At 72.0% G+C, this 13842-nt stretch carries 7 protein-coding genes; 1 reads left to right on the top strand and 6 read right to left on the bottom strand.

All coding sequences use genetic code 11. The features are described from left to right. Positions 1-30: 30 nt before the first annotated feature. The gene (locus IO30_RS0112570; RefSeq protein ID WP_031142330.1) at positions 31-2919 is read right to left on the bottom strand and encodes a vitamin B12-dependent ribonucleotide reductase; all 2889 of its coding nucleotides are present in this window, start codon (positions 2917-2919) and stop codon (positions 31-33) included. A gap of 142 nt (positions 2920-3061) precedes the next feature. Continuing rightward, entirely contained in the window at positions 3062-3574 is a 513-nt protein-coding gene (gene nrdR / locus IO30_RS0112565) for a transcriptional regulator NrdR (RefSeq protein WP_031142328.1), read from the bottom strand. A gap of 470 nt (positions 3575-4044) precedes the next feature. Between nrdR and lexA the strand changes: the two genes are divergently transcribed. Next, the gene (gene lexA / locus IO30_RS0112560) at positions 4045-4836 is read left to right on the top strand and encodes a transcriptional repressor LexA (protein ID WP_031142326.1); all 792 of its coding nucleotides are present in this window, start codon (positions 4045-4047) and stop codon (positions 4834-4836) included. Positions 4837-4918: 82 nt separating this feature from the next. On the opposite strand, the gene IO30_RS0112555 is transcribed toward lexA, so the two are convergent. From IO30_RS0112555 to IO30_RS0112540, 4 genes are all read right to left on the bottom strand, one after another. Next, complete coding sequence (locus IO30_RS0112555) at positions 4919-6889, bottom strand: ATP-dependent DNA helicase (RefSeq protein WP_031142324.1); 1971 nt, start codon at positions 6887-6889, stop codon at positions 4919-4921. A gap of 52 nt (positions 6890-6941) precedes the next feature. Further along, complete coding sequence (locus IO30_RS0112550; RefSeq protein ID WP_373316462.1) at positions 6942-8873, bottom strand: IucA/IucC family protein; 1932 nt, start codon at positions 8871-8873, stop codon at positions 6942-6944. A gap of 101 nt (positions 8874-8974) precedes the next feature. Further along, the gene (locus tag IO30_RS0112545) at positions 8975-9637 is read right to left on the bottom strand and encodes a GNAT family N-acetyltransferase (protein ID WP_031142320.1); all 663 of its coding nucleotides are present in this window, start codon (positions 9635-9637) and stop codon (positions 8975-8977) included. A 32-nt stretch (positions 9638-9669) separates the two neighbouring features. Further along, positions 9670-11520 (bottom strand): IucA/IucC family protein, encoded by a 1851-nt coding sequence (locus tag IO30_RS0112540; RefSeq protein ID WP_051902174.1) that lies wholly within the window; start codon positions 11518-11520, stop codon positions 9670-9672. Positions 11521-13842: the final 2322 nt, after the last annotated feature.

The following is a 13842-nucleotide window of genomic DNA, read 5'->3' as shown; positions in this document are numbered from 1 at the left end:
GGGACGTTCACCCCCGTACGGGGGCCGGCATCAGCTGCAGCCGCTGGTGGAGCCGCAGCCCTCGCAGATGTAGCAGGAGCCGGCGCGCTGCATCTTCGTACCGCAGGAGAAGCAGAGCGGGGCGTCGGCGGAGACGCCGAGCTGCATCTCGACCAGTTCGGCGTTGCTGTGCGCCGTCTTGGGGGCCGGGACCGGAGCGGACGCGACCGGCTTCGGCGCCGCCGGCACCGCGGCGAGCGGGGCCGACTGGGCCAGCGACTCGGTGTCCAGCTCGTCCTCGAGGGGCTCGTAGGAGCCGGTCTCCAGGTGACGCTGGCGCTCCTCGGCGGTGTGGATGCCGAGGGCCGAACGGGTCTCGAAGGGCAGGAAGTCCAGCGCCAGGCGACGGAAGATGTAGTCGACGATCGACTGCGCCATCCGCACGTCCGGGTCGTCCGTCATGCCGGCCGGCTCGAAGCGCATGTTGGTGAACTTCGAGACGTAGGTCTCCAGCGGCACGCCGTACTGCAGACCGACCGAGACGGCGATGGAGAAGGCGTCCATCATGCCCGCGAGGGTCGAGCCCTGCTTGGACATCTTCAGGAAGACCTCGCCCAGACCGTCGTCCGGGTAGGAGTTCGCCGTCATGTAACCCTCGGCGCCACCGACCGTGAAGGAGGTGGTGATGCCCGGGCGGCCCTTGGGGAGGCGCTTGCGGACGGGACGGTACTCGATGACCTTCTCGACGGCGGCGCGGATGGTCTCCTCCGTCTTGGCGGTGACCTCCTCCTTCTCCTCCTCCTTCTTCTTGGCGGAGAGGGGCTGGCCGACCTTGCAGTTGTCGCGGTAGATCGCGAGCGCCTTGACGCCCAGCTTCCACGCCTCGAAGTAGATCTCCTCGATCTCCTCGACGGTCGCCGTCTCCGGCATGTTGACCGTCTTCGAGATCGCGCCGGAGATCCAGGGCTGGATCGCGGCCATCATGCGGACGTGGCCCATCGCGGAGATGGAACGCTCGCCCATGGCGCAGTCGAACACCGAGTAGTGCTCGGTCTTCAGACCCGGGGCGTCGACGACCACGCCGTGCTCGGCGATGTGGGCGACGATCGCCTCGATCTGCTCCTCCTGGTAACCCAGGCGGCGCAGAGCCTGCGGAACGGTGCCGTTGACGATCTGCATCGAGCCGCCGCCGACGAGCTTCTTGAACTTGACCAGGGCCAGGTCCGGCTCGACCCCGGTGGTGTCGCAGGACATCGCGAGACCGATGGTGCCGGTCGGCGCGAGGACGGAGGCCTGGGAGTTGCGGAAGCCGTTCTTCTCGCCGAGGCGCAGGACGTCCTGCCAGGCTTCGGTGGCCGCGGCCCAGATCGTGTTGTCCAGGTCCTCGGTGCGCGGCGCGACGGCGTTGGCGTCGGCGTGCTGCTTCATGACGCGCTTGTGCGACTCGGCGTTGCGGGCGTAGCCGTCGTACGGGCCGACGATCGCGGCCAGCTCGGCGGAGCGCTTGTACGCGGTACCGGTCATCAGCGAGGTGATCGACGCGGCGAGGGTGCGGCCGCCGTCGGAGTCGTACGCGTGGCCCGTGGCCATCAGCAGGGCGCCGAGGTTGGCGTAGCCGATGCCCAGCTGGCGGAAGGCGCGGGTGTTCTCGCCGATCTTCTGCGTCGGGAAGTCCGCGAAGCAGATGGAGATGTCCATCGCGGTGATGACGAGCTCGACGACCTTGGAGAAGCGCTCGGCGTCGAAGGACTGGTTGCCCTTGCCGTCGTCGTTGAGGAACTTCATCAGGTTCAGCGAGGCGAGGTTGCAGGACGTGTTGTCCAGGTGCATGTACTCGCTGCAGGGGTTGGACGCGGTGATGCGGCCGGACTCGGGGCAGGTGTGCCAGTTGTTGATCACACCGTCGTACTGGATGCCCGGGTCGGCACAGGCCCACGCGGCCTCGGCCAGCTGGCGGAAGAGCGCCTTGGCGTCGACCTTCTCGATGATCTCGCCGGTCATGCGGGCACGCAGGCCGAACTCGGTGCCGTTCTCGACGGCCGTCATGAACTCGTCGTTCACACGGACGGAGTTGTTGGCGTTCTGGTACTGGACGGACGTGATGTCGTCGCCGCCCAGGTCCATGTCGAAGCCCGCGTCGCGCAGCGCGCGGATCTTCTCCTCTTCCTTCACCTTGGTGGCGATGAAGTCCTCGACGTCCGGGTGGTCCACGTCCAGGACGACCATCTTGGCCGCGCGGCGGGTGGCGCCGCCCGACTTGATCGTTCCGGCGGACGCGTCGGCGCCGCGCATGAAGGAGACCGGACCGGAGGCGTTGCCGCCGGAGGAGAGGAGCTCCTTGGAGGAGCGGATGCGGGAGAGGTTCAGGCCGGCGCCGGAGCCGCCCTTGAAGATCATGCCCTCTTCCTTGTACCAGTCGAGGATCGACTCCATGGAGTCGTCGACGGCCAGGATGAAGCAGGCGGAGACCTGCTGCGGCTGGGGCGTACCGACGTTGAACCACACCGGGGAGTTGAAGCTGAAGATCTGGTGCAGCAGCGCGTAGGTGAGCTCGTGCTCGAAGATCTCCGCGTCGGCGGGCGAGGAGAAGTAGTCGAAGTCCTCGCCGGCCTTCGTGTACGTCTTCACGATCCGGTCGATCAGCTGCTTCAGACCGGTCTCGCGCTGCGGGGTGCCGACCGCGCCGCGGAAGTACTTGCTGGTGACGATGTTCACGGCGTTCACCGACCAGAAGTCGGGGAACTCGACGCCACGCTGCTCGAAGTTGACCGAGCCGTCGCGCCAGTTGGTCATGACGACGTCACGGCGCTCCCAGCTCACCTCGTCGTACGGGTGCACGCCGGGGGTGGTGTGGATGCGCTCGATCCGCAGGCCGCCCTTGGCAGCCTTGGTCCCCTTGGCGCGGGAACCACGTGCCGAGCCGCTCGCCGTCTCTGTCATGCCAGGCCTCCCATATGCGGGCAAAAACGCCCTAAAGTGCCAGCGTTATTCCGCGGCACGGTGCTGTGTCTTGTATCTACGTCTCTTCGCACGACCCACCGGCCGCACCCCGGTGCGAGAACACCGCGGCGCGGGAGTCCGGTCAGTCGGCGGCGGAGGCGGGCACGGGGACCGGAACGGTCCCACCGGGCTCGCACTCTTCGGGGTGAGGCCGCCGCTCGCGCAGTTCCACGATGGCGGTCTCGAAGTCTTCAAGGGTGTCGAACGCTTTGTAGACGGACGCGAACCGCAGGTACGCGACGAGGTCGAGTTCCTGCAACGGGCCGAGTATGGCCAGACCCACGTCGTGGGTGGTCAGCTCGGCGCTCCCGGTGGCGCGCACCGCTTCCTCGACCCGCTGGCCGAGCTTGGCGAGGGCGTCCTCGGTGACGGGTCGTCCCTGGCACGCCTTGCGGACGCCGGAGATGACCTTGGTACGACTGAAGGGCTCGGTCACCCCGCTGCGCTTGATCACCATCAGCGAGGCCGTCTCCACCGTCGTGAAGCGACGGGAGCAGTCGGGGCACTGACGGCGCCGGCGGATCGACGTGCCGTCGTCCGTGGTGCGGCTGTCGACGACGCGGCTGTCGGGGTGCCTGCAGAAGGGGCAGTGCATGGTTCCCTCACCCTCCCTCTCGGCACGACTGAATCACCTCGCGAGGCCCCTGAACGGAAGGGACGGATCTCTTCCGGGGGCTCGTGAAGCAGCCACCAGCATATGCGATGTCGGGGGCCTCAGGAGACCCGAGGACCACAACTTCTGGGCGGCAGCGCTCATCCAACCACTAGATCTTGGGTTGCGGCGGATTTGCGCGACTCCGCGTGTCGCAGCGTCCGACAGCCGGTCACGAGGCCCCGCGGTGCCAAACTGGACGCGGGCCCAGAGGGTGGCCACCCGACCGGGAAGGGTACCGTAAGCAGCGGATGCCGAGCCGAACCCGCGTTCGGCGCACTGATCGTCCATACACCCCTTGATATGCCCACGATGGACGATCCGCGTTTTTTCACTCGAACGTGTGTTTGGCGCAACCTTTCGAAAGCAACTACCGTTGTCCAGCTAGGGAGAACATTTCGAGAGGGGCCGACGTGACCACCACCGCAGACAGTGCCACCATCACTGCCCAGAACCGCTCCCAGAGCCGACTTGAGCCGGTGCATGCCATGAACGACGCAAACCTGAACCCGGAGGCGGAGCCCGTACGCCCCGCACGCTCGCTGCCAGGTCGACCTCCAGGCATCCGCGCCGACAGCTCCGGGCTCACGGACCGGCAGCGGAGGGTCATCGAGGTCATCCGCGATTCGGTGCAGCGGCGGGGTTACCCGCCGTCGATGCGCGAGATCGGTCAGGCGGTCGGCCTGTCCAGCACCTCCTCCGTCGCCCACCAGCTGATGGCCCTGGAGCGCAAGGGCTTCCTGCGCCGTGACCCGCACCGCCCCCGCGCCTACGAGGTGCGCGGCTCCGACCAGCCCAGCTCGCAGCCCACGGACACCACCGGCAAGCCCGCCGCCTCCTACGTTCCCCTGGTCGGCCGGATCGCGGCCGGTGGCCCGATCCTCGCCGAGGAGTCGGTCGAGGACGTGTTCCCGCTCCCCCGCCAGCTCGTCGGCGACGGCGAGCTCTTCGTCCTCAAGGTCGTCGGTGACTCGATGATCGAGGCCGCGATCTGCGACGGCGACTGGGTCACGGTCCGTCGCCAGCCGGTCGCGGAGAACGGCGACATCGTCGCGGCGATGCTGGACGGCGAGGCCACCGTCAAGCGTTTCAAGCGCGAGGACGGCCACGTCTGGCTCCTCCCGCACAATGCGGCATACCAGCCGATCCCCGGCGACGAGGCCACCATCCTCGGCAAGGTCGTCGCCGTACTGCGTCGGGTCTGACCCGCCGCCCACTGCCAGCCCTGGGACCTACTGCGCCGGTCCCAGGGCTGCTTTGCGTGCGGCGCCGCCCGAACGACGCGTGCTACTTCCCGTCGGCCGTCGCCGACGCGTCGATCGCGGACAAGGAGCGGCGGACCTGGTTGCGGTCCGTCGTGTACCAGAAGTCCGGGAGCGTGGCCCGCAGGAAACTCCCGTACCGGGCGGTCGCCAGCCGGGGGTCCAGGACCGCCACGACACCCCGGTCGCCGGTGGCCCGTACGAGTCGGCCCGCTCCCTGGGCCATCAGCAGCGCGGCATGCGTGGCCGCGACGGCCATGAAGCCGTTCCCGCCGTGTTCCTCGACCGACTTCTGCCGGGCGCTCATCAGCGGGTCGTCGGGACGGGGGAAGGGAATCCGGTCCATCACCACGAGCTGACAGCTGGGACCGGGCACGTCCACGCCCTGCCACAGCGACAGGGTCCCGAACAGGCAGGTCTTCGGGTCGGCGGCGAAGCCCTTGATCAGCTCGCCGAGCGTCTCCTCGCCCTGGAGCAGGATCGGGTGGTCGAGCCGCCCCCGCAGTTCCTCCGCAGCGGCCTTGGCGCCGCGCATCGAGGAGAACAGTCCGAGGGTCCGGCCGCCGGCGGCCTCGATCAGTTCGGCCAGCTCGTCCATCATGTCGCCACGGGTGCCCTCACGGCCCGGGGTGGCCAGGTGCTTGGCGACGTAGAGGATGCCCTGCTTGGGATAGTCGAAGGGGGAACCGACGTCCAGACCCTTCCAGAGCGGCACGTCCTCTCCCTCCACCCCCTCCGGGGACAGGCCGAGGGAAGCCGCGACCCCGTTGAAGTCACCGCCGAGCTTGAGGGTGGCCGAGGTCAGGACGACGGAGCGGTCCTCGAACAGCTTCTCGCGCAGCAGGCCCGAAACCGACAGCGGTGCGACCCGGAGGGTGGCACCGAAGCGGTCGTGGCGCTCGTACCAGACGACGTCGTACTCGGAGCCGTTGGTGATCCGCTCCGCCACGGAGTGGACGTTCTCCACTGCGGCCAGCGCCTGCTTGCGGACGGCGTCCTCGTCGTGGACGGACTTGTCCCGGGTCGCGCCGATCGCCGAGATCACGTTGCGGGCGGCGTCCCGCAGGGACATCAGCGCGTAGCCCAGGTCCTCGGGTACCTCTTCCAGACGGCCCGGCAGGGCCAGCTCCATGACCCGCTCGAAGGACTCGGAAGCGGTCTGGAGGGAATCGGCCGTCTTCTCGTCGACCAGCTTCGCCGCCCGCTTCACGGCCCGGTTCACCTGCCCCGGGGTGAGCTCGCCGGTGGCGACGCCGGTCACCCGGGAGACCAGCTCGTGGGCCTCGTCGACGATCAGCACCTCGTGCTGCGGCAGCACCGGGGCGCCCTCGATGGCGTCGATGGCAAGCAGCGCGTGATTGGTGACGACCACATCGGCGAGCTTGGCCCGCTCGCGTGCCGCCTCGGCGAAGCACTCGGCTCCGTAGGCGCACTTCGTCGCACCCAGGCACTCCCGGGAGGACACGGAAATCTGCGACCAGGCCCGGTCCGAGACGCCCGGGGTCAGGTCGTCGCGGTCACCGGTCTCGGTCTCGTCGGCCCAGTCGCGCATGCGCAGCAGGTCCTGGCCGAGCTTGCTGGTGGGGGCGGCCGCCTCGAACTGGTCGAAGAGGCCGTCCTCCTCGTCCTGCGGCGCGCCTTCGTGCAGCCGGTGGAGACACAGGTAGTTGGAGCGGCCCTTGAGCATGGCGAACTGCGGGCGGCGGCGCAGCTGCGGATGCAGTGCGTCCACCGTCCGGGGCAGGTCGCGCTCGACGAGCTGGCGCTGGAGCGCCAGGGTCGCGGTGGCCACGACCACGCGCTCACCGTGGGCAAGGGCGGGCACCAGGTAGCCCAGGGACTTGCCGGTGCCGGTGCCGGCCTGGATGAGGCGGTGGGAGTTGTCGTCGATCGCTTCGGCGACGGCTTCCGCCATGGCCACCTGGCCGGGGCGCTCCGTGCCGCCGACGGCGGAGACGGCGGCGTGCAGCAGGTCGGGGAGGGAGGGCTTCGTCATAGCACTGCCAACCCTACGGGGCCCCACCGACAGCGACGGCACCGATGAGGATTCATGCCCGGTACAAGGGGTTCGGTACGGAGCCGTGCTGGACGGCGTGCGGGCGCTCGGGGCGGTCGCGGTAGCCGTCCTCGTAGAGCCGGTTCCGGTTCAGGCAGAGCCGGGCGACGCGCTCGCCGAGCAGGTCGAAGAGTGCGTAGCGCTCCTCGAGCTCCGGGAAGCGGGCCTGGTGCCGCAGGATCTCCGCCCGTACGAGGGACCAGAACTCCTCCTCCGGCACTCCCAGGCGGTCCTCGCAAAGGGCCGAGAGGTAACGGAAGACACCGATGAACAGGCCGGAGTGGATGAACTGGGGCAGGAAGTCGGCCTGCTTCGCGAGCAGGACGCGGCGGACCTCGTCGGGCAGGGATTCGAGCTCCGGCAGGGGTTGCGCGCTGATGTTGACGTCGTCCACGAAGTCCTTCACCGCGAGCCGGACCGGGACGTCCCGCTCGTCGAAGATCACGACGACGTTCTCCCCGTGCGGCGAGAAGACGGTGCCGTAGCGGTAGAGGAAGTGGAGCAGAGGCGGGAGGAGGGCGGCGAAGAGGCGCCGGAGCCAGGCGGTCGGGGCGAGTCCGGAACGGGCGACGAGTTCGGCGGTGAAGGAGCGGCCGCGCGGGTCGGTGTGAAGGAGGGAGGCCAGCGTGCGGGCCCGCTCGCCGGGTGCGAGGAGGCCGGTGAGAGGCTCGCGCCAGATCGCTCCGAGCAGTTCCTTGTACTGGTACGGGACCTCGGGAAGCTGCTCGTAGACGGGGTGGCGGACGGTGACGGAGGCGACCTCTCCGAGCAGGATCACCTTGCACTCGTCACGGAGGAAGGGGTCGGCGTCGCGCAGGGAGTGGATCCAGGCGGTGACGGCCGGGGCGGCGAGGGTGAGGTCGCTGGGCAGGCCGCGCCAGACCATGGTGTTGAAGACGGAGAGCGGCAGCTTGAGGCTGTGCCGGTCGGGGCGGGTGAGGTTGAGGAAGGTCCGGACGGACTGCTGGGGCAGGCGCACGTCGGGATCGGCGGGCAGCGGGACCAGGGCTCCGGAGGCGAGGGCCGGAGCGAAGAGGGGCAGGACGACCTCGTCCCACTGCCAGGGGTGGACCGGGAGGTAGAGGTAACCGCGCGGGTCGAGACCGAGCTCGCGCAGGTGCTGGTCGAAAGCGGCGCGGGTGCGGGAGTCGAGTTCGGCGGCGTAGAGGCGGGCGGGGTCCTCCAGGCCCGCGGTGCCGCGGTACTCGGCGAGCGAGGTGTGCGCGGCGAGCCAGGGAAGGCGCTGGCGGGTGCGCGCCTCGGGGGCCCAGACCGCGGTGTCGGACGCGGAAAGACCCATGCGCCCCTTGTTGAGGACGAGCCAGGGGTGTCCGGTCTGGTGGCCTTCGAGGGAGGCGTAGTCGAGGTCGGCCAGGACGTCGGCGGTGAGCGCGGTGTGGTCGATGCGTGCGTCGGCGGCGAGGGTGGCGCTGAGCTCGCGGACCAGGTGGCCGAGGGTGGCCCCGTCGAGGCCGAGGGTGCTGCGGGCGCGGACGAGGAAGGCGTACGGGTCCGCGAAGGCCGCCGAAGGTTCCGTGGACGGGGACGGCGGGGTGAGGGTGACGCTGTCCGGGGCGACCTGCCAGCTGCCGTACGCGCGGCGGCGGGCCCGGAAGCCGAGGCTGCTGCCGTCGTCGAGGGTGAGGGTCCAGGCGTCACCGGCGGCGGAGGGGGCCGAGGGTATGGGGACCGGGTGGACGATCTCCTCGTAGGCGAACTCGGAGAGCATCTTGGCGAGCAGCCGGCGGGCGGCCCCCTCCCAGGCCGGCCGGTTGAGTTCGGGCGGCGTACGGGGGTCCTGCGGCGAGGGCGCAATGGCGGCATCGTCCGCGGGAGCGGGGCCTGCGATGCCTGGGCCTGGGCCTGGGCCTGCGAAGGCTCGGGAGTCGGCGGCGGAGTCGGGGGCGGCAGGGAAATTCGGCACGGAACTCCTCGGGTATCGGGAACTTTGCTGCGCGACGCAGAGTTTTCGAAGGGAGAGGTGCGTTCGGAGCGGAAGGTGTGAGGGGCTGCGCGGGGCGGCAGTCAGAGGAGATTGCGCAGCGCCCGCTCCCGGATCATCAGGGCGGCGCGCTTCTCGGGAAGGTCGATTTCCGCGGAACAGCGGAAACCGGAGCTCAGGAAGGCCGATACGGAGGGGGTGTTGCGGATGTCCGGTTCCGCGATGACACGGGTGCAGCGAGGGCGGTTGTCGAGGACCAGGTCGGCCACGGCGCGCAGCAGTGCACTGCCCAGGCCGCGGCCGCGGTTCGTGCCGTCCCCGATGAGCAGGTGGATACCCGTGTCGTGGGGGCGCGCCGGGTAGTGCCGGGACAGCGGGTCGAGGTCGGCCCGGTAGACCTCCCAGTAGCTCATCGGTGTGCCGTCGAGGAGGCCGAGGCAGGGGGTGCTGCGGCCGTCCCCGTCGAGCTGGGCCCGCAGGTGCGCGGCGGTGACGGCGGCGGGGCCGGCGAGCTCCCAGTAGGCGTCCACCTCGGGGTCGTTCATCCACCGGGTGAGTAGTTCCAGGTCCCGGCCCGGCCGTACGGGTTCGAGGCGGAAGGCTCCGGCGGGGGTGGTGACGCTGCCCCAGGCGGCGGGCGAATCGAGGAGGTCTGCCTCGGCGAGCAGGGGCAACAGGTGCGGCGCGAGGCGCGTTTCGACGGTGCGGTGTGCGGTGGGCCCGGCTGGGGTGTCGGTGGACGGCATCGGAGGCTCTCCTCGGCGTCAGCGCTGACGCGTCAGTCGTGAAGGGGGTTGGCGATGGTGACGTAGACGGACTGGGTGTCGACGGGGCCGACGAGTTCGTCGAGTCCTCCCAGGCGGGTGAGCAGATTCGCCTTGCAGCGCAGGGTGGGTGAGTCGAGCAGCCGCGCGGGGAGCGGCCCGAGGCCCGCGGCCTTGCTGAGGAAGCGGCGGAAGGCGGCGAGGAGTACGCGCTCGTCGGCGAGCCGCTGCGATCCGAAAGCACCGATCAGACCGAGCACGTTGTTGATGCCGAGGTAGTAGGCGAAGCGTTCGTCGGTGACGTCGTCGGAGACGAAGGTGTCGCTGGCGCCGCCGATGCCGGGGAGCCGGCGCTCCAGTTCCGCGCGGCGGGAAGCGCGGAAGTAGTAGCCCTGGTTGTCACGGTAGCGGCCGCCGACCGGCCAGCCGGCCGGGTCGAGGAGGACCAGGGTGTTCTGCTGGTGCGCTTCGAGGGCGATCCCGGCGAGCGCGTCGAAGGCGAGTACCGGCAGGACCACGTGGTCGAGGTAGCGCAGGAACCACTCGGCGGAGACGGCGGAGGAGCTCCGTCCGGTGGCAGCGACGAGACCGGAGACGATCTCGGCGAGACGGGACCGCATGATGCCCCGGCCCGGCCAGGGGCGGGGGGCGGTCAGTGCGGCGACGCAGAGGGCGTCGTCGCCCGAGCGGAAGGGGTTGTGGCGCAGCAGGGCGTCGAGGCCGGGGACGGGCGTGCCGTCCGTGGAGTCGACGGCGATCCAGGCGGGGTCGCGGACGATGTCGAATGCGGGGTGGGCGCTCTGCCACTGCTCGGCGAGGCCGGTCCGGAGCAGGCGGTGCACCTCGACGCCGCGGTGGAGCTCCTTGCGGAGGTTCTCGCGGCGGGAGTTGGTGATGCGCAGGCCCAGGGAGAGCTTGAGCATCGCGGGGGCGCCGGGGCGGTGGACGGTCCGGACCGAGGAGGTGGGGTACCAGGGTTCCCCGTGGGGTCCCAGGTCGTACAGGAGTCCCGCGTCGCAGAGGGCTGTGACGGCGGGGCGTTGGATCAGGTCGCGGGCCTGCCAGGGGTGCAGGGGAAGGGGGGCGGTGCCGTCGGGCAGCGGGAGTCCGGGGGCGAGGCGGCCGAGGAGCTGGGCGGCGGACACGGGGCGGCCGCGTTCGGTCCAGGCCGAGTCGGTGGCGAGGGCGCCGGGGGCGACAGCGAACCAGTGCAGAGGGAAGGAGCCGTGGAGTTCGGGTGAGTAGCGGCGTGCTTCGGCTTCGGAGAGTCCTTCGCGGCTCTTCGGGTCCGGCTGGAGGGGGTGACCGAGGAGGAGGGACTGTTCGGCGCTGAGGAAGAGGTCCCCGGCCACGGGTGCGGGGGCGGTGGGGCGTTCACGCCGGTCGGCGATGAACTCGGTGGTACGGCGCACCGAGTCGCAGACCCGGCCGACGAGGTCGGCTCCCCCGCGTCCGGCACCGGCGCCTTCGCGGGCGATGAGGGCGGCAAGGGTGACGGCGTCCAGGGCGGGCGCCCCTGCGGGTGCACCTTCGAGCCGGGCGGGGGCGAAGCGGTGCCAGCCGGACAGGGACCAGTGCCGGACCGCCACCAGCAGGGCGGCGCCGGAGGCGGGGAGGGGGATGCGGAGCAGGGTTCCGGCGGGCCCGTCGGGACGGGGGATCGCGGCTTCGCGGACCCAGCAGCGGAGCAGGTTCTCCACTGTCGCGGCCTCCGCGGCGACGGCCGGGTCGGGGTGGTCCAGGAGGTCGGGCAGGGCTGCGGGTTCCGGGCCGAGGGGTCCCGTCCAGCCGGGCCGGAGCCTGGGGGTGCCGTCCTTCTGCCGGGGCACGATCGCCGGCGCACCCAGCGCTGCCCCGGCTCCCAAAGCCGGCGGCTGCGGCTCCGCCCCCTCACCGGCGGCCTCCGCACCGGACCACTCGGCCCTCCGCCCACCGAACCGCCCGGAGACGGTACCGGGGGCCGGGCCGGTGCCGGGGATCTGGCCGGTGCCGGGGATCTGGCCGGTGCCGGGGATCGGTCCGTTGCTGGGGGCAGGGCCGGGCTCGGGGATTGGCCCGCGCTCCGAGGCCGGGGCGGTACCGGGGATCGGGCCGTTGCCGGGGGCAGGGCCGGGCTCGGGCGCTGACGGGGGGTCTTCGCCCGCACCCGGGGTCGGGCCCGAGCCGGGTTCGGCGGCCGGGGCCGAGCCAGGGGGCAAGGCTGAGCCGTCGGCCGCGCCCTGTGCGGGGGCTGGCGCGGGGGCCCCGGTTGATCCGGTGGCCGGGCGGCCCTGTGCGGTGGCTCGGCCGGGGGCGGAGCTCGCGCCTGAAGCGGGCGTCGCGGCCGGGCGGGGTGCCGAACCCAGGCCCGGCACGGGGGCCCCGGTTGATCCGGTGGCACGGTCTGGTTCCAGGTCCTGGCCGGGCGCGGGGGTCGGGGTTTGTGGCGGGGTCCCGGGGTGCTCGGTCCCTTGTGGGGCGGGCCGGTTGGTACGCAATGGGCTGTCGGGGCGGACCTGCGCCCCGTGGTGGGATCGGGTAGCCGGGTCAGGGTGCCCGTGGGTCGGCCACCCTTCAGCCGCCTCGGGAGATCCCACCGCCTGCGTGGGCTGCGGGTCAGCAGGGCCGAGTCCGGGGGTGATGGTGTCGGCCTCGCCGAGTCGGGCGCCCGGGTCAGCGGCGTGGGGGGCGGGCCGGGCCCCTGGGCTGCGCCACGGCACAGCGCCCGTCGGCCGGGCCACGGCCCCGAAGTCGGGCATGGGCGCGCCGAGTTGGCGCGCGTCGGCCGAGGTGGTGGCGGGGAGCGGTTCCCCGTGCGGGGCTGCCCCGGTGAGGGCGCCGGCCGGGGTGCCGGCCGCCCCCCACCCAGGCGCGCCCTTCGACGCCTGCTCAGTGGTGGGCCACTGCCCGGTCGTGGGCCCGGAGGTCGGCATCGGCTCTTCCTCGAAAAACCGGTCCTGCTGCGGGTCGGGCGCCTGGAGGCGGTTCTGAAGGAGCGTGGGCTCGGGGTGCGGGGGCACAGCGCGGAGCGACTCCCCGTGCGGCTCTCCCCCGGGGAGGGATCCGGCCGGGGAGTCCACCGCGGCCCACCCGGGGCCATCAGTCGGTGTCTGCCCGTTGGCAGGAACGGGAGTTGGCGTCAGGTCCTGCCCGGGCAGGCGGTCCCGCAGCGGCTCGGGGGCCAGGGGTCGGTCCTGAAGCTCCGCCGATCCCGGCCTGAATGCGGCGGACTGCGCCTGCCCGGCGTGGGAACCAGGAGTTGCTGTCAGGTCCTGCCCGGGGAGTCGGTCCCGCGGCGGCTCGGAAGTCAGGGGCCGGTCCTGGAGTTCCGCCGCTCCTGGCCCGGGTACGGCCGCCGGTGCATGGCCGGCCGCCGGCCCGGGAGGCGGCGGCCTGTCCTGCCCGCGGAGGCCGTCCTGCTGCGGCTCGGGGGGCATGAGCAGGTCCTGCGGCTCCGCCGCCCCTGGCCCGCGGGCTGGTTCGGGGGCGGGCAGCGGCATCGGCTCGGGGATCGTCCCGGTGTCCGGGGCCGAGCCGGTACCCGGAGCCGAGGCGATAGCCGGGGATGAGGCCGATCCGAGGGCCGAGCCGGTACCCGGGGCCGGCCCGGTGTCCGGGGCGAAGCCGGTACCCGGGACCGTGCCGGTACCCGGGGATGGGGCGGGGCCCGGGGCCAAGCCTGTCCCCGGGGATGGGTCCGAGCCCGGGGATGGGGCGGGGCCCGGGGCCGAGCCGGTATCCGGGGCCGGGGCGGGGCCGGGGCCACCGTCCTGTGCCGGAGCCGAGCCGGTTACCGGGACCGAGGCGGAGCCCGGGGCCCAGCCGGTACCCGGGGCCGAGGCGGAGCCCGAGACAGAGCCGGCATCCGGGACCGAGGCGGAGCCCGGGGCCCAGCCGGTACCCGGGGCCGAGGCGGAGCCCGAGACAGAGCCGGTACCCGGGAATGCGACGGGGCCGGGGCCACCGTCCTGTGCCGGAGCCGAGCCGGCATCCGGGGCCGAGCCGGGGCCACCATCCTGTGCCGGGGCCGAACCGGTTACCGGGGTCGAGCCGGTGCCCGGGACCGAGGCGGAGCCCGGGGCCCCGCCGGAGCCCGGGGGTGCTGTGGGGCCTGGGGCGCCGTTCTGGGCTGGGGACGAGCCGGGGGCGGCGGCTGGCGCCGGGTTTCGGTGCTGCGTCGGGGCTGGGGGCTGGGCCCGGTGAGGGGG

The sequence above is a fragment of the Streptomyces xanthophaeus genome (genome assembly GCF_000725805.1).
GTDB classification, from domain to species: Bacteria; Actinomycetota; Actinomycetes; order Streptomycetales; family Streptomycetaceae; genus Streptomyces; species Streptomyces xanthophaeus.
The sequence above is the reverse complement of the archived record's forward strand: the minus strand, read 5'-3'. Positions and strand labels throughout refer to the sequence as shown.